A 20,737-nucleotide genomic window follows, 5' to 3' on the forward strand; every position below is an offset into this window, starting at 1 on the left:
GCCGGCCAGAATGGGAACTCTCGTCCAGACGCTCGCGAGCTCGTCGAGCACGCTGAGCACGTATGCCGCGGGCCTCGCCACGCACGAAGGTGAGGCGCACGCCGCCACCGGGGTGACGGCATACGCGTGGCTGCTCGTCGCGCTGCCGCTGCTCGGTGCCGCCGTGCTCCTCCTCGGCGGTCGCCGCACCGACAGGTTCGGGCCCGTGCTCGCGACCGCCCTCTCCTGGGGTGCGTTCGTCGTCGGCGCACTCGTCTTCCTCGCGATGCTCGGCCGTGGTGCCGAGGACCGCGCCGTCGGCATCGACCTCTTCGACTGGATCGCCGCCGGCTCGTTCAAGGTGAGCGCGGGGCTGCTCGTCGACCAGCTGTCCATGGTCTTCGTCCTGCTCATCACCTTCGTCGGCTCGCTCATCCACGTCTACTCGATCGGGTACATGGAGCACGACGCCGACAAGCGGCGCTTCTTCGCCTACCTCAACCTGTTCGTCGCGGCGATGCTGCTGCTCGTCCTCGCCAACTCCTACCTGCTGCTCTACGTCGGCTGGGAGGGCGTCGGCCTCGCGAGCTACCTGCTCATCGGCTTCTGGAACTACAACCCGGCCTACGCGACCGCGGCCAACAAGGCGTTCGTCGCCAACCGCGTCGGTGACTTCGGTCTGTCCATCGCGATCATCGTGATGTTCTTCCACTTCGGTGCGGTCGACTTCGCGACGGTGCTCGGCGCGGCCGGCAGCAACGCCAACCAGGGTTTCATGACGGCCATCGGCCTGATGCTCCTGCTCGGCGCCTGCGGCAAGTCGGCGCAGTTCCCGCTCCAGAGCTGGCTCGGTGACGCCATGGCCGGCCCGACGCCGGTCTCGGCGCTCATCCACGCCGCGACCATGGTCACCGCCGGCGTCTACCTCGTCGTGCGCTCGGCGCCGATCTTCGAGGCGGCGCCCACGGCCCAGCTCGTCGTCGTCATCGTCGGCGCGATCACACTGCTCTTCGGTGCGATCGTCGGTTGCGCCAAGGACGACATCAAGAAGGCCCTCGCGGCCTCGACGATGAGCCAGATCGGCTACATGATGCTCGCCGCAGGCCTCGGCCCGGTCGGCTACGCGTTCGCGATCTTCCACCTGCTCATGCACGGGTTCTTCAAGGCCGGGATGTTCCTCGGGGCCGGGTCGGTCATGCACGGCATGAACGACCAGGTCGACATGCGCCGCTTCGGCGGCCTGTCCGGCGCCATGAAGATCACGTGGGCGACGTTCGCCGTCGGCTGGCTCGCCATCCTCGGCGTGCCCCCGTTCTCGGGCTTCTGGTCCAAGGACAAGATCATCGAGGCCGCCTTCATCGGCGAGGGCTGGCGCCCGTGGGTCTTCGGTCTGGCCGCCCTCCTCGGTGCCGGCATCACGGCCTTCTACATGTCGCGCCTGTTCTTCATGACCTTCCACGGCAAGAAGCGCTGGACCGACGACGTGCACCCGCACGAGTCGGGCAAGCTCATGACGGTCCCGATGATCGTCCTCGCGGTGGGCTCGGCCTTCCTCGGTCTGATCCTCGGCCCGACGGGACTCTTCACCTCCTGGCTCGAGCCGGTCACCGGCGCCGAGCCCGAGGGCGCCCACCCGGTCATCCCGGTGCCGGTCCTCATGGCCCTGACGCTCGTCCTCGTCGCCGCCGGTGGCGCCTTGGCGTGGCTGCGCTACTGGCGTGACGAGGTGCCGGTCACGGCCCCGGCGGGCTCGCTGCTCACGCAGGCGGCCCGCAAGGACCTCTACCAGGACCAGGTCAACGAGGCCCTCCTCATGCGGCCCGGCATCCACCTCACGCGCTCGCTCGTCTTCGCCGACAGCAAGGGCGTGGACGGTGCGGCCGGTGGCCTCGCCGCCCTCGTCGGCGGGACGAGCTCCCGCCTGCGCAAGCTGCAGAACGGCTTCGCGCGCTCCTATGCCCTGACGATGCTCGCTGGTGTCGTCGCCATCCTCGGTGCTCTTTGGGTGATGTCCTGATGACCGCAATGTCCACCGTCCCCTGGCTGACGATCCTCGGCCTCATCCCCCTCGTGGGCGCGCTCGTCGTCGCCTTCGTACCGGGGAGCGCCGAGAACGCCAAGCGGATGGCGATCGGGTTCTCCGTCGTCACGCTCGTCGTCGGCATCATCGCCGCGACGCAGTTCGACCGTGCCTCGAGCAAGCAGTTCCAGCTCGGTGAGCAGCACTCGTGGATCCCGCAGTTCGGCGTCAGCTACTCGCTCGGCGTCGACGGCATCGCGCTCGTGCTCATCCTCATGGCGCTCGTGCTGACCCCGATCTGCCTGCTCGCCGCCTGGCACGACGTGCCCGAGGAGGCCGGCCCCCGGGGCGGCCAGCGCGTCAAGACGTACTTCGCGCTCATCCTCGTGCTCGAGACGTTCATGGTCGGGGTGTTCGCCGCCACCGACGTGTTCCTCTTCTACGTCTTCTTCGAGGCCATGCTCATCCCGGTCTACTTCCTCATCGGCCGCTTCGGCGGGCCGCGCCGGCAGTACGCCGCGATGAAGTTCCTCCTCTTCTCGCTGGCCGGCGGGCTCATCATGCTCGTCGCCGTCATCGCCCTCTACCTGCAGGGCCCCGGCGGGACCGACGGCTTCCTCATCGAGCGCCTCACGGGTCTCTCGCTCGACCCGACCACCGAGCGGCTGCTCTTCGTCGGCTTCTTCTTCGCCTTCGCGGTGAAGGCCCCGATGGTGCCGTTCCACACGTGGCTGCCCGACGCCGCCACCGAGTCCTCGCCCGCGACGGCGACGCTGCTCGTCGGCGTGCTCGACAAGGTCGGCACGTTCGGGATGATCCGCTTCTGCCTCCAGCTCTTCCCGGAGGCGAGCACGTGGGCGACGCCCGTCGTCGTGGCCCTCGCGGTGCTCTCCGTCATCTACGGTGCGCTCCTCGCGATCGGCCAGACCGACATGATGCGCCTCGTGTCCTACACCTCGGTGAGCCACTTCGGCTTCATCGTGCTGGGGATCTTCGCCTTCACGTCGGTGGGCCAGGGCGGATCGACGCTCTACATGGTCAACCACGGCTTCTCGACGGCGGCGCTGTTCCTCTTCGCCGCGATGCTCGTCCGGCGCAGGGGGAGCAAGCGCATCCCCGACTTCGGTGGGTGGCAGCGCATCACCCCTGCGCTCGCGGGCATCTTCCTCGTCGCGGGCCTGTCAGGGCTGGCCCTCCCGGGCCTGTCGAGCTTCGTCTCGGAGTTCCTCGTGCTCGTCGGCAGCTTCTCCACGCAGCCGGTGGCCACGGTCATCGCGACGTCCGGCATCATCCTCGCCGCGCTCTACATCCTGCTCATGTACAAGAAGGTCATGACCGGCCCGAAGCCCGAGGGCCTCGTGGGCGAGCGCGAGCACGACCGGCTCGACGAGCGCGGCCGTCGCGGCCTCACCGCCGTGCGTGACCTGACGACGCGCGAGAAGCTCGTCGCCGCCCCGTTGATCGCCGCCTTCGTCGTGCTCGGCTTCCTGCCGAACCTCGCGTTGAACGTGATCAACCCGGCCGTCGACAAGACCTTGTCGCACGTCCAGCAAGCCATTCCGAACCTCAACCCGGCCGGCACCGTGGCCGAAGGGAGCTCGAAGTGACCGCCGTCGCTCCGCTGGCGCTGCCCACGCTTCCCGCAGCGTTCCAGCAGTCGAACGTCGACTACCTCGCGATCCTGCCGTTGCTCATCGTCTTCGGCACGGCGCTCATCGGCGTCCTCGTCGAGGCGTTCGCCTCGCGGGAGCGTCGCCACGCCATCCAGGTGACGCTCGCCGTCGCGGGCCTGCTCGCGGCCGCCGCGGCGATCATCCTCGCGGCCAAGCACCAGGGCCTGACGATGGGTCTGACGGACGGCTCGACCAACCGCCAGCTCTTCGCCCTGGCCATCGACGGACCGGCCCTCTTCATGCAGGCCACGATCCTGCTCCTGGGTGTCCTGGGCGTCCTGACGATGGCCGAGCGGTTCGGCGGCGTCGGTCCCGACGCCTTCACCCCGAGCGGTGCGTCGACGCCGGGCTCGGCCACCGAGACGGCGGCCGCCCGCGCGGGCGCGCTGACGTCCGAGGTCTTCCCGCTGACGATGTTCGCGATCTTCGGCATGATGCTCTTCCCGACGACGAACGACCTCATCGGCATGTTCGTGGCCCTCGAGGTGCTCTCGCTGCCGCTCTACATCCTCTCGGGCCTGGCGCGTCGTCGCCGCCTCCTCTCGCAGGAGGCGTCCCTGAAGTACTTCCTGCTCGGTGCCTTCAGCTCGGCCTTCTTCCTCTTCGGCACGGCCCTGCTCTACGGCTACGCCGGTTCGGTCTACTTCGGTGACCTGTCCAAGGCGATCGCGGCCGGACCGCTCGCGATGAACGGCCTGCTGGTGCCCGGTGCGTTCCTCGTCTTCGTCGGCCTCCTCTTCAAGGTCGGCGCGGTACCGTTCCACGCGTGGACGCCTGACGTCTACCAGGGCGCCCCGACGCCGGTCACCGGCTTCATGGCCGCGTGCACCAAGGCCGCCGCGTTCGGCGCGATCCTGCGCCTCGGCTACGTCGGCCTCGACACCGGCCGCTGGGAGTGGACCAACGCGCTCGTCCTCGTCGCCCTGCTCACCATGGTCGTCGGTTCGGTGCTGTCGGTGACGCAGACCGACATGAAGCGCCTGCTCGCCTACTCCTCGATCGCGCACGCGGGCTTCATCCTCGTCGGTGTCCTCGCCTTCGACCGCAAGGGCGTCGGCGCGGTGCTCTTCTACATCGTCGCCTACGGCTTCTCGACGATCGCGGCCTTCGCCATCGTCTCGCTCGTGCGCCAGAACGGCGCCGAGGCCACACACCTGTCGCAGTGGGCCGGGCTCGGCAGGCGCTACCCGGTCGTGGCCGGCGCGTTCGCCTTCCTCATGCTCGCCTTCGCCGGCATCCCGCTGACCTCGGGCTTCGTCTCGAAGTTCGGCGTCTTCTCGGCGGCGATCGGCACGGGTGGCGCGACCGGCACGGTCCTGGCGATCGTCGGTGTCCTGTGCAGCGCGATCACGGTCTTCGTCTACGCCCGGGTCATCGTCCTGATGTTCTTCAGCGACGCCCCCGACGACGCCGTCGAGGTCGTCATCCCGTCGGTCTCGACGACGTTCTCGATCGCCATCGGCACCCTGGCCACGCTCGCCCTCGGCGTCCTGCCGTCGGCGCTGCTCGACCTGGCCGACCGCGCCTCGCAGTTCGTCCGATGACGGCTCAGCCACGGCTGCAGGGTCGTCCTTCCGGTCACGGGGCTCGATGACGACGCACGCCACCCCGCCGGTCCTCGGGATCCCCGGGGCGACTGCGGACCTGTCGGCACGCCTGCGTGACGGCCTGGCCCGGGTGGACGCCCTGCTGACGCAGGTCGTCGACCACGACGACCCGTTCATCGCGGCCGCGTCGGGGCACCTCGTCGCCGCGGGCGGCAAGCGGTTCCGGCCGCTGCTGACGCTCCTCGCGGCCGAGCTCGGTGAGGGCATCAACGACGACGTCGTCGCGGCTGCGGCAGGTGTCGAGCTGACCCACCTCGCCTCGCTCTACCACGACGACGTCATGGACGAGGCGAGCGTGCGGCGTGGTGTCGCGTCGGTCAACGCGGCCTACGACAACTCGACGGCGATCCTCGTGGGCGACCTGCTCTTCGGCAAGGCGTCCGAGCTCGTCGCGGGTCTCGGCGCCGAGGCCGTCCTCATCCAGGCCCAGACGTTCGTCCGTCTCTGCAACGGGCAGATCCGCGATGACCGTCCCTGCCCCGAGGGCGTCGACCCGGTCGACTACTACCTCGGTGTCCTCGCCGACAAGACCGGCGTGCTCATCGCGACGGCCGGACGCTACGGCGTCATGTTCAGCGGCGGCTCGCCCGGGTCGGTCGAGATCATGCGCTCCTACGGCGAGAAGCTCGGCATCGCCTTCCAGCTCGCCGACGACCTCATCGACATCGCGTCCGACGCCGACGACAGCGGCAAGATCCCGGGCACCGACCTGCGCGAGGGCGTCGACACCCTGGCCGTGCTGCGGTTCCGCGCCACGGCCGATCCCGCCGATGCGTCGGACGCACGTCTGCTCGAGCTCCTCGACGGTGACCTCACCGACGACGACGCCACCCTGGCGGAGGCCCTCGGGCTCCTCCGGGCCCACCCGGCACTCGCGGTCGCGCGCGACGAGACGTATGCCGTCGCCCGCGAGGCGCAGGCCCTGCTCGACCCGCTGCCCGACAGCGACGCGAAGGCCGCCCTGCAGGCTCTGGCGATGAGCGTCGTCGACCGCGTCGGCTGACGTTTCCTCGCGACCACCCTCACCCCCAATTCGAGTGAGATCGGGGGGTCACGGGGTGGGGTGACGCTGGGTAGGGTGCAGACCATGCATCGCCGCCTGTCGCCGCCCGTCGCGGCGCGCCTCTCGGCGGCGACCGCCGACCTGCCCGGCCCGCTCGCCGTCGTCGACCTCGACGCCTTCGACGCCAACGCCGCGACCCTCGTCGACCTCGCCGCGGGCGTGCCGATCCGCATCGCGACGAAGTCGCTGCGCAGCCGACCCCTCATCGAGCGGGCCCTCGGGCGCCGCGGCTTCGAGGGCCTCATGTGCTACGCCGTGCGCGAGGCCCTCTGGTGGGCCCGGGACGGTCACGACAACCTCCTCGTCGCCTACCCGAGCGTCGACGTCCCCGCCCTGGCCGAGCTCGCTGCCGACCCGGCCCTGACCCGGGCCGTCGTCGTCATGGTCGACAGCGTCGAGCACGTCGACTTCATCGCCCGCGAGGTGCCCGGCCACGAGGGCCTGCGCGTGGCGATCGATGTCGACGCGTCGCTCCGGGTCGGCCCCGCACACATGGGGGTCCGCCGGTCACCCACCCGCACGCCGGCCGACGTCGAGGCGGTCATCCGTCGGGCCCAGGAGCGGGGCCTCGTCGTCGCCGGCCTCATGTTCTACGACGCCCAGATCGCCGGTCTGCCCGACTCCTCGCCCGTCGTGCGCCGAATGAAGAAGGTGTCCGACGCCGAGCTGCGCACCCGCCGGGCCGAGGTCGTCGCGGCCGCGCGCGCCCTCGCCGACCTCGAGCTCGTCAACGGCGGTGGGACCGGCAGCCTGCACGTCACGCACCACGACCCGTCGCTCACCGAGCTCGCTGCGGGGTCGGGCCTCTTCGCGCCGACCCTCTTCGACGGCTACGACGCGCTGTCGCTGCGTCCGGCCGCCTACTTCGCCGCCCCGGTGGTGCGCCGGCCCGGCGCAGGGATGGTGACGGCATACGGCGGCGGTTACGTCGCGTCCGGGCCGCCCGGGTGGTCCCGCGTGCCGAGCCCGCTGCCCGAGCACGAGGTCGCGCTGCTCCGGCGGGAGGGGGCGGGCGAGGTGCAGACACCTCTCGAGGGTCCGGGCGCCGACCGGCTCTCACTGGGTGATCGGATATGGTTCCGGCACGCCAAGGCAGGGGAGCTGGCCGAGCGCTTCACGGAGTTCGCGCTCGTCAGCAGCGACGGAGGCGACCGGGTCGTCGGACGGGCCGCGACCTATCGTGGGGAAGGGCAGTGCTTTGGCTGACAGCGTGGGTGGCGTGAAGCGCCGCGTCGTACGCAGCATCGACTGGTCCAACTGGGCCGGCACCGAGTCCTCGAAGCTCGCGCGCGTGGCGACGCCGCGCAGCGAGGCGGAGGTCGTCGAGGAGGTCGTGCGAGCTGCCGACCTGGGACTGCGGGTCAAGGCGATCGGCGCCGGTCACTCGTTCACCGGCGTCGCCGTGACCGACGGGGTGCAGCTGCGCCTCGGCGCCCTGAGCGGCGTCACCTCGATCGACTCGACGCGCGGCGAGGCCACGGTGCGCGCCGGCACCCCGCTGCACGTCCTCAACGAGGAGCTCGAGGCGTTCGGCTACGCGCTGCCCAACCTCGGCGACATCGACCGGCAGAGCCTGGCCGGCGCCACCGGCACCGGGACGCACGGCACGGGTCTGCGCCTGACGGGCCTGTCCGCGGGCATCCGGGCGCTGCGCATCGTCCTCGCCGACGGGTCTCTCGTCGAGTGCTCCCCGACGCACGAGCCCGAGCTCTTCCAGGCTGCCCGTCTCGGGCTCGGAGCTCTCGGCATCGTCACCGAGATCACCGTCGCCGTCGTGCCCGCCTTCCTGCTCCACGCCGTCGAGCGTCCCGAGTCCCTGACCGATGTGCTGGCCCACGCAGACGTCTCGGCGGAGGCCAACGACCACTTCGAGTTCTACTGGTTCCCACACACCGACCGGGCCCTGACCAAGCGCAACAACCGCGTGCCCGAGGGCACGGCGAGGCGCCCGCTGCCGGCCTGGCGCGAGAAGCTCGACGACGACCTCCTGAGCAACCGCTTCTTCGAGCTGACCAACCGTGTCGCCACCCGGATGCCGCGCTCGACGAGGAGCATCAACGCCATCGCGTCGCGTGCCCTGAGCGAGCGCCAGTTCACCGACAGCTCGCGCAAGGTCTTCGTCACCGCGCGCGAGGTGCGCTTCATGGAGTCGGAGTGGGCCTTCCCGCGCGCGAGCCTGTCCGAGGTGCTGCTCGAGCTGCGCGAGTGGGTCGACACCCACGACGAGCGCATCTCCTTCCCCGTCGAGTGCCGCGTCGCCGCTGCCGACGACGTGTGGCTCTCGACGGCCTACGAGCGCCAGAGCTGCTACATCGCGATCCACAAGTACCACCGGCAGGGGCGGGGTGCCTACTTCGACGCGTTCGAGGCCATCGCCGTCAACCACGGCGGTCGCCCGCACTGGGGCAAGCTCCACACGCGGCACGCCGACTACCTCCGCAGCGTCTACCCGCGCTTCGACGACTTCCTCGCGGTCCGCAACCGCGTCGACCCGGAGCGCCGCTTCGGCAACCCCTACCTCGAGCGGGTCCTCGGCGCCTGAGCGCCGCCGTCCCGGCGAGCGATGGCGTATGCCGTGTCCGCCACTCAGGTGCCGGCGCGCACCGAGCGCTGTCGCTCCCAGGCGAGGCGCAGCGAGCGCCTGATCGCGCCCTCGTCGCCCGTGAGGTCGGCCTGCAGCTTGGCGTGCGCCTCCCACCGGGGCGGCACGCCGAAGGTGTCGGGGTGGGCGCTGACGAGCTGCTCGCGGTCGCGGCCGCCGAGTCGGACGAGCAGCGTGCCGGCAGCGTCGGCTCGGGCCACGAGCAGCCCGTCGACGTACCACGCGCGGCGCCCGTCGGCGCGTCTGGCGCGGACCCCGTCGAGCGTCCGGAGGTATTCGTCGACGTCGTCCAGGGTCATCCACCGACGGTAGACCGCACGGGCCGGCCCGCGGGGCGAGCGCGCCCCTCGGCGGCACCTGGTGACGACCGTCGGCGTGCGTCGACGGCTGTCGGCGGGCCCACCTACGGTGGAGAACGCACACCGACGCCGAGGAGGATGCCATGACCGAGCCGAGGACCTACCCCAAGGGCGTGACCTCGTGGGTCGACACCGAGCAGGACGACGTCGATGCCGCCGCAGACTTCTACACCGGGCTCTTCGGCTGGACGTTCACCGAGGCCACCCCGCCGGGGGTGCCGTTCCGCTATCTCATCGCCCAGCTCGACGGCCAGGACGTCGGTGGGCTCGGCGGCCCCGCGACACCCGCGGCTGAGGACGCCGTTGGTGCTGGCGGTGGAGCGGCCCGGTGGCACACCTATGTCGCGGTCGACGACGCCGAGGCCGCGACCGGCCGGGTCGAGCAGGCCGGGGGAGCCGTCGTCCAACCGCCGACGGTGGCCGGCGAGGGTGGCCGGTCGGCCGTCGTGCGCGACCCGCAGGGACTCGAGGTGCGCCTCTGGGAGGCCAGGCGACGTCTGGGCTCGCAGGTGACCAATGTCCCGGGTGCCTGGAACTTCAGCGACCTGCACACCGACGAGCCCGCCGCCGCGCAGCAGTTCTACGCCCGGGCCTTCGGCTGGGAGTTCGCCGACGTCGGCTTCGCCACGATGATCCGGGTGCCCGGCTACGGCGACCACCTCGCCTCGACGGTCGACCCCGACATCCACGAGCGACAGTCCGGGGCCAGGGTGCCACCGGGCTTCGCCGACGCGATCGGCTGGGTCGTGCCTGTCGCACCGGGCGCCGAGCCGGGGTGGCACGTGACGTTCACCGTCGCCGAACGCGACGCGGCGGCCGAGCGTGTCGTGCGGCTCGGCGGGTCCGTCGTCCGCACCGGCGACAGCGACTGGACGCGCACCGCCGTCGTGCGCGATCCGCAGGGTGCCGTCTTTACGGTCAGCCAGTTCCTCGGCTGATCCGCGGGACCTCCCGCTGCGCGGCGAGCGGGGTCACGTCAGGCGTGGACCTCCACGGGGCACACGGCCGACGTCGCCGGGTTGCGCCGTGTGCCCTGTGCCTTGCACCGTCAGGTGACTCAGCGCCCCCGCAGCCGGGTCGACCGGTGGCCGGGTGGACGCTGGGTCGCTGGATGACTCAACGCACAGCGACCTCGACGTCAGTCCTCGGGGCGGGTCATCGAGAGGACGTCGAGGGCCTCGTCGAGCTGCTGCTCGGTGAGCTTGCCGTCGGCCACGTGACCCTGCTCGATGACGACGTCGCGGATCGTGCGCCGCTCCTTGACCGCCTGCTTGACGACCGCGGCCGCCGCCTCGTAGCCGAGGTAGCGGTTGAGTGGCGTGACGATCGAGGGCGAGCCCTCGGCGAGGGCCCGCGCGTGCTCGACCTCGGCCGTGATGCCGTCGACGCAGCGGTCGGCGAGCAGGCGGCTCGTCGAGGCGAGCAGCCCGATCGACTCGAGGACGTTCTTGGCCATGACCGGCAGCATGACGTTGAGCTCGAAGTTGCCGGCAGCGCCGGCCGTCGTGATGACGACGTCGTTGCCGATGACCTGCGCGCACGCCATGAGGGTCGCCTCGGGCACGACGGGGTTCACCTTGCCGGGCATGATGCTCGACCCGGGCTGGAGGTCGGGCAGGTGGATCTCGCCGAGGCCCGTGCGGGGCCCGGAGCTCATCCAGCGCAGGTCGTTGCAGATCTTCGTCAGGCTGACGGCCACGACCTTGAGCGCCCCGGACAGCTCGACGACGGCGTCCTGCGCCGACTGCGCCTCGAAGTGGTTCGCGGCCTCGCGGAACGGGATGCCGGTGACCCCCGACACGCGCTCGATCACCTTGCGGGCAAAGCCCGGTGCCGCATTGAGCCCGGTTCCGGCGGCCGTGCCACCGAGGGGCAGCTCGCTCGTCGCCTCCGCGGCGCTGCGCACCCGGCTGGCCCCGAGCTCGACCTGGCGCCGGTAGCCGCCGAACTCCTGCCCGAGCGTCACCGGTACGGCGTCCATGAGGTGGGTGCGTCCAGCCTTGACGACGTCGACGAACTCGACCTCCTTGCGACCCAGGGCGAGCGCGAGGTGCTCGAGCGCCGGCACGAGGTCGAGGACGCTCGCCGTCGTCGCCGCGATGCGCAGCGCGCTGGGGAAGGTGTCGTTGCTCGACTGGCCGGCGTTGACGTGGTCGTTGGGGTGCACGTCGAGGTCGCTCGCGAGGTGTGCGATCCGTGCCACGACCTCGTTGACGTTCATGTTCGTCGAGGTGCCGGACCCGGTCTGGAAGACGTCGATGGGGAACTCGTCGTCGTGGTCGCCGTCCGCGACCTCACCGGCTGCCGCCGCGATGGCTCGGGCCCGGTCGGCGTCGAGGACCCCGAGCTCGGCGTTGACGTCGGCGGCGGCGGCCTTGAGCCGGGCGAGGGCGTGGACGACGCCCGGCGGCACCGGCTGCCCGCTGATCGGGAAGTTCTCGACGGCCCGCGCCGTCTGCGCGCCCCACAACGCGTCGGCGGGCACCTTCACCTCGCCCATCGAGTCGTGCTCGGTCCGGAAGCCTGGCGCTGACACGTCGCTCATGTCCCCATCATCCACGTCTCGCCGACGAGATCCGCCGTAGACCTTGCCGGATGCCGCGTCGCGGGCGCACGCTGGACGGTGCACGCCGCCGACTGGCCGGCGATCGACGCGTACCGCGCCTCGCTCTACACGGCGAGCCAGATCCCGCCGCCCGACGTCCTCGCGGCGTGCCCGGCGACCTTCGGCAACAGCGACATCCGTGTGGGAGCTGGGCCGACCCGACGCCCTGACGGCGTGGTCGGCCTGGCCGGGCGGAGTTCCGTCAGCGCCCGGTCGGCGCCCCGCCCAGCGCGGGCAGGTCCTCGTCGTGGTGGTGCGCCGTCCCCGGGCACCCCTCGGAGCCGGCGCACGACCAGCCGGCCGGAACCGCTCGCGTATGCCGTGTCGCTCCCGCTGCGGCGGCGCGCCCCTGCCGTCCGGCACCCGTCTCGTCGGTGCCGGACGGCGCGGGTGCGGGGTTGCGGATGAGCAGCCACGACACGACACCTCCGGCGGCGAGCATCCCGGCGCACAGGAGCATCGCGGTCCGGTACGCCGACGAGAAGGCCTCGGGGACGGTGTAGTCCGAGCCGCTGAGCCCGACGACGGCCGGCAGTGCGGCGACGGCAAGGAGACTGCCCGCGCGGGCGACGGCGTTGTTGACCCCGCTGGCGACGCCGGCGTAGCGGTCGGGAGCCGCGGCGAGGACCGTCGCCGTCAGCGGCGCGACGAGCAGGGTGAGCCCGAGGCCGAAGACGGAGATGCCGGGCAGGACGCCGGTCCAGTAGGTCGAGCCGGCACCGACACCCGACAGCAGGAGGGCACCGACCGCGCACACGACCGGGCCGACCGTCATCGGCAGGCGTGGCCCGATGCGGGAGGCGAGCGCACCTCCTCGCGCCGCGAAGAGCAGCATGAGCACGGTGACCGGCAGCGAGGCCATGCCGGCGAGCAGCGGGCCGTAACCGAGGACGGTCTGGAGCTGGAGGGTGAGGAAGAAGAAGACTGCGCCGAGGGCGGCATACACGAGCAGGGTCATCGCGTTGGCCGCGCTGAACTGCCGGGAGGCGAAGAGGGCCGGCGGCACCATCGGGTGCGAGGTGCGACGCTCGACGACGACGAAGGCCGCGCCGATGGCGAGGCCGAGCAGGCCGACGCCCGTGGCGGCCACCGCACCCAGCGGCTCGTGCTGGATCAGGGCGAAGGTCGTGGTGCCCAGGGCGAGGGTCGCGAGCACGGCGCCGGCCACGTCGAACCGGTGGTCGGCCTTCTCGTCGCGCGTCTCGGGGACGTGCAGCTGCGCGATCCACACCGTCGCGGCGCCGAGCGGCAGGTTGACGAGGAAGGCCAAGCGCCAGCTGGCGTACTGCACCAGCCAGCCGCCGACGAACGGTCCGAGGGCGGAGGCGATGCCGCCGAGTCCCGACCACGTGCCGATGGCCTTGCCGCGGTCGTCGGGACGGAACGAGGCCTGGATCATCGACAGGCTGCCCGGCGTCAGCAGCGCACCTCCCACGCCCTGGAGCACCCGGCCGACGATGAGCTGGACGGGTGACTGCGCGAGACCGCAGGCGGCGGAGGCCACCGTGAACCACACGACCCCGATGACGAAGACGCGTCGGCGGCCGAAGCGGTCACCGAGTGACCCGCCGAGGAGGATCAGCGAGGCGAGCGCGAGGAGGTAGCCGTTGGTGATCCACTGCAGCTCGGCGAGGCTCGCGCCGAGCTCCTCGCCGATCCGGACGAGCGCGACGTTGACGACGGTCCCGTCGAGCAGGGCCATCCCCGAGCCGAGCACGGCAGCGGCGATGACGAACCGACCGGTGCGGGAGCCCAGGACGACGTCGCTCACACCGGCAGTCTGTCACCGGGGGTGCGACGAATGGCTCCTCAGCGCGGGCAGTCGTCGACGGGCAGGTCGCGTCGCGCGGCCCGGGCGCCACGCAGGCTGAGGAGCGAGTCGACGGTGAGGACGACGAGCGCGAGCCAGACGATGCCGAAGCCGATCCACCGCTCGGACGGCATGTGCTCGTCGAGCAGGACCACCGCGCAGAGCAGCTGCATGACCGGGGTGATGAACTGGATGAGCCCGATCGACACGAGCGGGATACGGCGCGCCGCGGCGGCGAAACACAGCAGCGGCACCGCCGTGACCAGCCCGGAAAGGACGAGCAGCGACGTGTGCACGCCACCGTGAAGGCCGAACTCGAGGCCGCCCTGCGCACCGACGACGAGCAGCAGCACGACGGCGACGGGTGCGAGCACGACGGTCTCGACCGTGAGGCCGTGGATGGCGTCGAGGCTGACGCCGACCTTCTTCTTCGTCAGCCCGTAGAGCGCGAAGGACACCGCCAGCGTCAGGGCCACCCACGGCACGCGTCCGCCGGAGACCCCGAGGTAGACGCCCGCGACGACACCGATGCCGACGGCCACCCACTGGAGGACGCGGAGGCGCTCACCGAGTACGACGACGCCGAGGGCGACCGTGACGAGGGGGTTGAGGAAGTAGCCGAGCGCGGCCTCGGACGTGTTGCCCGAGGTCACGGCCGCGACGTAGACGACCCAGTTGACCGCGATGAGCACCGCAGCCACCGCGGTGCCGGCGAGCAGCCGCGGCCGTCGCAGCAGCGGCCTGATCCAGCCGAGGTCGCGCACGACGAGCAGCACGACGACGCAGAAGAGGAGCGTCCAGAGGATGCGGTGGGCGAGGATCTCCCACGGCCCGGCAGGCTTGAGCGCGTCGAAGTAGAGCGGGAAGAGCCCCCAGAGGCCGTAGGCCGCGAAGCCGAGCAGGGTGCCCCGCCCGACCTCGCCGTGGGGTGCCGTCGACCCCGTCCCGCGCGTGCCGGACTCGGTCGGCGCGAGGGACGGAGCAGTCTCGCGCGCGGTCACGCCCCCACGGTCCAGGTGTCCCGACCGGCGAGCAGGGCGTCGATGTCGGCGTCGGTGACCTCACCCGTTCGGGCCGAGGCGATCTGCTCGCGCAGGGAGTCGTCGTAGGTCGGGCGCTGGACGTTGCGGAAGATCCCCATCGGGACGTGCCCGAGGTCGGGGCTGTCGAGCCGCGAGAGCGCGAACGCCGCGGACGGGTCGTGGGCCGACACGTCGTGGCGCACGATGCGGGCCGGGTCGGCCTCGGCGCGCGGCACGACGGCGAGCGACCCACGGTCGTCACGCACGACGACCGTCTCGGCGGTGCCGACCTCCTCGCCGTCGGCGAGGTGCAGGATGCGGGCGGCCGCCTCGGTGCGGTCCTTGAGCACGTCGAAGACGCCGTCGTTGAAGATCGGGCAGTTCTGGTAGATCTCGACGAGCGCCGACCCGCGGTGCTCGGCGGCGGCACGCAGCACCGAGGTCAGGTGCTGGCGGTCGGAGTCCATCGTGCGGGCCACGAAGCTCGCCTCGGCGCCGAGCGCGAGCGACACGGGGTTGAAGGGCGTGTCGAGCGAGCCCAGCGGCGTCGACTTCGTCACCTGGCCGACGTGCGAGGTGGGGGAGTACTGCCCCTTGGTCAGGCCGTAGATCTCGTTGTTGAAGAGCAGGATCTTGAGGTTGACGTTGCGGCGCAGGGCGTGGATGAGGTGGTTGCCACCGATCGACAGGGCGTCGCCGTCGCCGGTGACGACCCAGACGGAGAGGTCCTCGCGCGTCGCCGCGAGGCCGGTCGCGATGGCCGGGGCACGGCCGTGGATCGAGTGCATGCCGTAGGTGTCGAGGTAGTAGGGGAAGCGCGAGCTGCACCCGATGCCCGAGACGAAGACGATGTTCTCGCGCTTGAGCCCGAGCTCGGGGAGGAAGCCCTGCACGGCCGCGAGGATCGCGTAGTCCCCGCATCCGGGGCACCAGCGCACCTCCTGGTCGGACGTGAAGTCCTTCTTCGTCAGCGCGGTGCCGTCGGTGAGGCGCGGGACGCCGGCGGTGCCGTGGGCACCGGGGGCGCCTGGCCCGCTGGACGGCATACCCAGGTCGGTGGTCACTTGGCGGCCTCCTTCAGGGGCACGTCCGAGACGGACGCCACCGCGGTGGCGATGACGTCGGCGAGCTCGCCCGCCTGGAACGGCAGGCCGCGCACCGAGGTGTGCGACTCGATGTCGACGAGGTACTTCGCCCGCAGCAGCATCGCGAGCTGGCCGAGGTTCATCTCGGGCACGATGACGCGCTGGTAGGAGCGGAGCACGTCGCCGGTGTTGGCGGGGAAGGGGTTGAGGTGGCGCAGGTGCGCCTGGGCGACGCGGGCTCCGGTGGCCCGCGCCAGGCGGACGCCCGCGGCGATGGGGCCGAAGGTCGAGCCCCAGCCGAGGACGAGGACGTCGGCGTCGTCGGTCGGGTCGTCGACGACGAGCGGCTCGATGGTGTCGGCGATCCCGTCGATCTTGGCCTGACGCAGGCGCGTCATGTGGTCGTGGTTGTCGGGGTCGTAGGAGATGTTGCCCGTGACGTCGGCCTTCTCGATGCCCCCGACCCGGTGCTCGAGGCCCGGCGTGCCCGGGATCGCCCACGGCCGGGCGAGCGTCTCGGGGTCTCGGAGGTAGGGGTGGAAGGTCGGCTGACCCTTGTCGTCCACGGCGTTGGGCTCGGTCGCGAACTCCACGGCGATGTCGGGCAGCTCGGCCGTGCGGGGCAGCCGCCAGGGCTCGGAGCCGTTGGCGAGGTAGCCGTCGGACAGCACGATGACCGGCGTGCGGTAGGTCGTGGCGATGCGCACGGCCTCGACGGCGACGTCGAAGCAGTCGGCCGGGGTCGCGGGTGCGACGACGGCCACCGGCGACTCGCCGTTGCGGCCGAAGAGCGCCTGGAGCAGGTCGGCCTGCTCGGTCTTCGTCGGCAGGCCGGTCGACGGGCCACCGCGCTGGATGTCGCAGACGATGAGCGGCAGCTCGAGCGACACGGCGAGGCCGATCGTCTCGGCCTTGAGCGCGAGGCCGGGCCCCGACGTCGTCGTCACACCGAGCGCGCCGCCGAAGCTGGCACCGAGGGCGGCGCCGACACCGGCGATCTCGTCCTCGGCCTGCATCGTCGCGACGCCGTAGCGCTTGAGCCCGGCGAGCGTGTGGAGGATGTCGGAGGCCGGCGTGATCGGGTAGCTGCCGAGGAAGAGCGGCAGGTGTGCGCGGTGCGCAGCGGCCACGAGGCCGAGCGACAGTGCGACGTTGCCGGTGACGTTGCGGTAGGTGCCCGCCGGCATCGCGGCCGGGGCCACCTCGTAGGCGACCGCGAAGTCCTCGGTGGTCTCGCCGTAGTTGAAGCCCGCGCGCAGGGCGGCGAGGTTGGCCTCGAGGATCTCGGGCTTGTCGGCGAACTTCGCCTTGAGGAACGCCTCGGTGCCGTCCATGGGTCGGGTGTAGAGCCACGAGAGCAGGCCGAGCGCGAACATGTTCTTCGCGCGCTCCTTCTCCTTGCGGGTCAGGTCGGTGAAGGACGCGAGGGCCTCGACGGCGATCGAGGTCAGGGCAACCGGGTGCACGTCGTAGCTGTCGAGCGAGCCGTCGTCGAGCGGGCTCTCGGCGTAGCCGACCTTGGAGAGGTTGCGCTTGGTGAACTCGTCGGTGTTGACGATGATCGCGGCGCCCCGCGGCAGGTCGCGCAGGTTGGCCTTGAGAGCGGCGGGGTTCATCGCGACGAGGACGTCGGGGGCGTCACCCGGCGTCAGCACGTTGTGGTCGGCGAAGTGCAGCTGGAAGCTCGAGACGCCGGGCAGCGTGCCCTGGGGCGCCCGGATCTCGGCGGGGAAGTTCGGCAGCGTCGACAGGTCGTTGCCGAGCAGTGCGGTCTGCGACGTGAAGCGGTCTCCGGTGAGCTGCATGCCGTCGCCGGAGTCCCCGGCGAATCGGATGACCACGCGATCGAGCTTCTGGACCAGTTTGGCGCTCATGCTCTGCGACGTCCTCGAACTTCCATACGATTCACCGCCCGGGGCCCTGTGCGGCGGGCACTTTCCATGCTATGTCCCGTCGGGCCTCAGATCGTGCACCTGCCACAACGTGGACGACGCGGGTCGACGCGGTGCCGACACAGGGCGAGCCGCGGTCACCGCACGGAGGCGCCCACCGGGACGTGCCGACCGCGGAGGTAGCGCCGCCCGACGGCGCCCCGACCGCCGCCCCGGTGCAGAGGGCGAGGACTACGTGCGTCACGACCAGGGCGGTGGCGTCCCAGCCGAGCGGGTCGACGCCCGGGTCGACGCCCGGGTCCAGGCCGGGGTCCACGCCCGGGTCCACGTCCGGGGTCCGTCACGTCGAGCGGCCCGTCGTGGGGCACGTCGCCGGGCACCTGGGTCGTCGCCTCGTGCGGCGAGCCCACCCGGTCCTGTCCACCCCTGTCGACATGCGCTGGAGGGTAGCCCGGATGCGGCTGACCACTCCGTGCCACTCGCCTACCGGCATGGATAGGCTGGCCGTCATGTCCGGGTACGTGGCCGTCGCAGCGGTGCTGGGGGCGGGCGTCCTGCTCGTCACGGCGGCGATGCTCGTGCGACGGCTCCTCGCCCCGCGCGCACCCCACGCGGCCAAGCTGGCGACGTACGAGTCCGGTGTCGACCCGGTCGGCGAGGGCTGGGCGCAGACGAAGGTCCGCTACTTCGTCTTCTCCTTCCTCTACGTCGTCTTCGCCGTCGACGCGGTCTACCTCTTCCCGTGGGCGACCGTCATCCGCGACGCCGACCTCGGCCGCGCGAGCCTCGTCGAGATGGGCATCTTCATCGGCGTCATCGTGCTCGGCCTGGCCCACGCGGGCCGCCGCGGTCTGCTGAGGTGGGTGTGATGGATCACCCGCCGAGCCAGCCCGGCCAGCCGGCGACCCAGCCCGTCAGCCTCCCGATGCCGACCATCGGACCGGCGTCGATGGGCGTCCTCGGCGCCCACGCGCCCAAGCCGATCAAGGTCGTCCTCAACTGGGGCCGCCGCTACTCCCTGTGGGTCTTCAACTTCGGGCTCGCCTGCTGCGCCATCGAGTTCATCGCCGCCTCGATGGGTCGCCACGACTTCATCCGCCTGGGCGTCATTCCCTTCGCGCCGGGCCCGCGCCAGGCCGACCTCATGGTCGTCTCGGGCACCGTCACCGACAAGATGGCCCCGGCGATCCGCCGCCTCTACGACCAGATGCCCGAGCCGAAGTACGTCATCTCCTTCGGCGCCTGCTCCAACTCCGGCGGCCCCTACTGGGACTCCTACTCCGTGACGAAGGGCGTCGACCAGATCGTGCCCGTCGACGTCTACGTCCCCGGCTGCCCGCCGCGCCCCGAGGCGCTGCTGCACGGCATCATCCGCCTCCAGGAGCAGATCGCCGCCGAGCGCCTGTCGACGCAGAAGCTCAAGGGCAGGTATGCCGGCACGCGCGTCGGCAGCGCCGGCGACCTCCGCCGTCCCCTCCTGCGCCGTGGCGCGAAGCCGGGGGAGGACGGCCGGTGAGGGTCACCGACGTGCGCGACGTGCCCTTCGGGGAGTGGCCCCGCACGGTGCTCTCGCTCCGTGAGGAGGGCTACGCGTACTTCGACTGGCTGACGGCCGTCGACGAGACAGACCGCGAGGGCGACGACGCGGGCTTCGACGTCGTCTGCCACCTGCTCGACACACGCACGCCGGGCGCGCTGAGGTCGGTGCTGCTGCGCACTCGCGTCACCGGGGGTCTGCCGGTCCCGTCGTTGACCGGGATCTTCCGGGGCGCGGCGTGGCACGAGCGCGAGACCCACGAGATGTTCGGCATCGACTTCGACGGCTTCGACGACGGCAGCGGCCTCGGCCTGCGCCCGCTCCTGCTCCCCGACGGCTTCGAGGGCACCCCGCTGCGCAAGTCCTTCGTCCTGGCCGCCCGCGCCTCCAAGGCGTGGCCCGGTGCCAAGGAGCCCGGAGAGGGCCACGACTCCGCCCGCGCACCCGGCCGCCGGCGCGTCCAGGCGCCCGGCGTGCCCGGACCCGAGTGGGGGCCGCGATGAGCGACCTCGCTCCCTGGGTCGAGGTCGTGCTGCGCGCCGCCGCGGTGCTCGCCGCCTTCCTCGTGCTGCCGCTGCTCGTCGGCCAGACCGAGCACAAGGTCATGGCGCACATGCAGGGCCGCCTCGGGCCGATGTATGCCGGTGGCTTCCACGGGTGGGCCCAGCTCGTCGCCGACGGGGTGAAGTTCGTCCAGAAGGAGGACATCACTCCGGCCCGGGCCGACCGCTGGGTCTTCCGCCTCGCCCCCTTCGTCGCGCTCATCCCCTACCTCGTGGCGCTCGCCGTCATCCCCCTCTCGCCACGGGTCGTCGGGGCCGACGTCGACGCGAGCGTCGTGCTCGTGCTCGCCGTGATCGGGGTCGGCGTCATCGGCACGCTCATGGCCGGGTGGGCCTCGGCCAACAAGTACTCCCTGCTCGGGGCGATGCGCGCCGCCGCCCAGCTCGTGTCCTACGAGCTGCCGATGGTCCTCGCGGTCGCCTCGGTCGCCCTCGCCGCCGGAAGCCTGTCGCTCGTCTCCATCGCCGAGGCGTGGAACCCGTGGTGGCTGCTCTGGCAGCTGCCCGGCGCTGTCGTCTTCCTCGTCGCAGCCCTCGCCGAGCTGCAGCGCCCGCCGTTCGACATGCCGCTCGCCGACTCCGAGATCGTCTTCGGCGCCTTCACCGAGTACACCGGCCTGCGGTTCGCCTTCTTCCTGCTCGCCGAGTACGCCGGCATCGTCGTCATGTCGCTGCTCTTCGCCGTGCTCTACCTCGGCGGCTGGGCAGGGCCCATCGAGCAGTGGCTCGGCTGGCTGTGGACCGTGCTCAAGGGCTTCCTCGTCGCGGTCGTCGTCATCTGGCTCCGCGTGTCGTGGCCGCGCATGCGCGAGGACCAGCTCCAGCGCCTCGCCTGGGTGTGGCTCGTGCCGATGGCACTCTTCCAGCTCGCCCTGACCGCCGTCGGGGTGGTGGTCTTCCCGTGACCGACGACCGATCGA

The 20,737-nt window shown here is 71.6% G+C and carries 17 protein-coding genes; 11 read left to right on the top strand and 6 right to left on the bottom strand.

Translation table 11 applies throughout. The annotated features are described in order from the left end of the window. Positions 1-10 precede the first annotated feature (10 nt). The 6 genes from nuoL (at position 11) to AB4Z14_RS16935 (ending at position 8,884) form a co-directional block, all read left to right on the top strand. Positions 11-1,996 carry an NADH-quinone oxidoreductase subunit L gene (nuoL, locus tag AB4Z14_RS16910; RefSeq protein WP_442276210.1) on the top strand — a complete coding sequence of 662 codons (1,986 nt, stop codon included), beginning with the start codon at positions 11-13 and terminating at the stop codon, positions 1,994-1,996. Positions 1,997-2,004: 8 nt separating this feature from the next. Beyond that, positions 2,005-3,606: an NADH-quinone oxidoreductase subunit M gene (locus AB4Z14_RS16915; RefSeq protein WP_442276275.1), complete on the top strand. Its 1,602-nt coding sequence runs from the start codon at positions 2,005-2,007 to the stop codon at positions 3,604-3,606. Then, positions 3,603-5,216 carry an NADH-quinone oxidoreductase subunit NuoN gene (gene nuoN / locus AB4Z14_RS16920; protein ID WP_442276211.1) on the top strand — a complete coding sequence of 538 codons (1,614 nt, stop codon included), beginning with the start codon at positions 3,603-3,605 and terminating at the stop codon, positions 5,214-5,216. Before AB4Z14_RS16915 ends, nuoN begins: the two co-directional genes overlap by 4 nt. A gap of 46 nt (positions 5,217-5,262) precedes the next feature. Further along, on the top strand, positions 5,263-6,282 hold the full coding sequence (locus AB4Z14_RS16925; RefSeq protein ID WP_442276212.1) for a polyprenyl synthetase family protein: 1,020 nt from the start codon (positions 5,263-5,265) through the stop codon (positions 6,280-6,282). An 84-nt stretch (positions 6,283-6,366) separates the two neighbouring features. After that, complete coding sequence (locus AB4Z14_RS16930; RefSeq protein WP_442276276.1) at positions 6,367-7,548, top strand: alanine racemase; 1,182 nt, start codon at positions 6,367-6,369, stop codon at positions 7,546-7,548. Positions 7,549-7,552: 4 nt separating this feature from the next. Next, positions 7,553-8,884, top strand: coding sequence for a D-arabinono-1,4-lactone oxidase (locus AB4Z14_RS16935; protein WP_442276213.1), 1,332 nt, complete (start codon positions 7,553-7,555; stop codon positions 8,882-8,884). A 44-nt stretch (positions 8,885-8,928) separates the two neighbouring features. Here the strand turns inward: AB4Z14_RS16935 and AB4Z14_RS16940 are convergent, their stop codons facing one another. Beyond that, positions 8,929-9,243, bottom strand: coding sequence for a hypothetical protein (locus tag AB4Z14_RS16940; RefSeq protein ID WP_442276214.1), 315 nt, complete (start codon positions 9,241-9,243; stop codon positions 8,929-8,931). Between the two features lie 143 nt (positions 9,244-9,386). Here AB4Z14_RS16940 and AB4Z14_RS16945 point away from each other — a divergent pair, with 143 nt between their 5' ends. Further along, positions 9,387-10,241, top strand: coding sequence for a VOC family protein (locus AB4Z14_RS16945; protein WP_442276215.1), 855 nt, complete (start codon positions 9,387-9,389; stop codon positions 10,239-10,241). 200 nt (positions 10,242-10,441) lie between these two features. Here the strand turns inward: AB4Z14_RS16945 and AB4Z14_RS16950 are convergent, their stop codons facing one another. From AB4Z14_RS16950 to AB4Z14_RS16970, 5 genes are all read right to left on the bottom strand, one after another. After that, positions 10,442-11,848, bottom strand: coding sequence for a class II fumarate hydratase (locus tag AB4Z14_RS16950; RefSeq protein ID WP_442276216.1), 1,407 nt, complete (start codon positions 11,846-11,848; stop codon positions 10,442-10,444). Between the two features lie 262 nt (positions 11,849-12,110). Next, positions 12,111-13,679 carry an MFS transporter gene (locus tag AB4Z14_RS16955; RefSeq protein ID WP_442276217.1) on the bottom strand — a complete coding sequence of 523 codons (1,569 nt, stop codon included), beginning with the start codon at positions 13,677-13,679 and terminating at the stop codon, positions 12,111-12,113. Positions 13,680-13,717: 38 nt separating this feature from the next. Then, on the bottom strand, positions 13,718-14,719 hold the full coding sequence (rarD, locus tag AB4Z14_RS16960; protein WP_442276218.1) for an EamA family transporter RarD: 1,002 nt from the start codon (positions 14,717-14,719) through the stop codon (positions 13,718-13,720). Beyond that, positions 14,716-15,804, bottom strand: a complete 1,089-nt coding sequence (locus AB4Z14_RS16965; protein WP_442276219.1) for a 2-oxoacid:ferredoxin oxidoreductase subunit beta — start codon at positions 15,802-15,804, stop codon at positions 14,716-14,718. The genes rarD and AB4Z14_RS16965 overlap by 4 nt, the downstream gene beginning before the upstream one ends. Beyond that, positions 15,801-17,699, bottom strand: a complete 1,899-nt coding sequence (locus AB4Z14_RS16970; RefSeq protein WP_442276220.1) for a 2-oxoacid:acceptor oxidoreductase subunit alpha — start codon at positions 17,697-17,699, stop codon at positions 15,801-15,803. Before AB4Z14_RS16970 ends, AB4Z14_RS16965 begins: the two co-directional genes overlap by 4 nt. A gap of 527 nt (positions 17,700-18,226) precedes the next feature. On the opposite strand from AB4Z14_RS16970, the gene AB4Z14_RS16975 reads away from it, so the two are divergent. Genes AB4Z14_RS16975 through nuoH form a run of 4 tightly spaced genes read left to right on the top strand, consistent with a single transcriptional unit; the run spans position 18,227 to position 20,722 of the window. Continuing rightward, complete coding sequence (locus tag AB4Z14_RS16975; RefSeq protein WP_056781480.1) at positions 18,227-18,586, top strand: NADH-quinone oxidoreductase subunit A; 360 nt, start codon at positions 18,227-18,229, stop codon at positions 18,584-18,586. Beyond that, positions 18,586-19,233 (top strand): NADH-quinone oxidoreductase subunit B, encoded by a 648-nt coding sequence (locus AB4Z14_RS16980; RefSeq protein ID WP_442276221.1) that lies wholly within the window; start codon positions 18,586-18,588, stop codon positions 19,231-19,233. The genes AB4Z14_RS16975 and AB4Z14_RS16980 overlap by 1 nt, the downstream gene beginning before the upstream one ends. Continuing rightward, positions 19,230-19,757 (top strand): NADH-quinone oxidoreductase subunit C, encoded by a 528-nt coding sequence (locus AB4Z14_RS16985; protein WP_442276222.1) that lies wholly within the window; start codon positions 19,230-19,232, stop codon positions 19,755-19,757. Before AB4Z14_RS16980 ends, AB4Z14_RS16985 begins: the two co-directional genes overlap by 4 nt. Continuing rightward, positions 19,754-20,722, top strand: coding sequence for an NADH-quinone oxidoreductase subunit NuoH (gene nuoH, locus AB4Z14_RS16990; RefSeq protein WP_442276223.1), 969 nt, complete (start codon positions 19,754-19,756; stop codon positions 20,720-20,722). Before AB4Z14_RS16985 ends, nuoH begins: the two co-directional genes overlap by 4 nt. Positions 20,723-20,737 lie beyond the last annotated feature (15 nt).

The organism is Terrabacter sp. 2TAF16 (genome assembly GCF_052115065.1).
Lineage (GTDB): Bacteria > Actinomycetota > Actinomycetes > Actinomycetales > Dermatophilaceae > Terrabacter.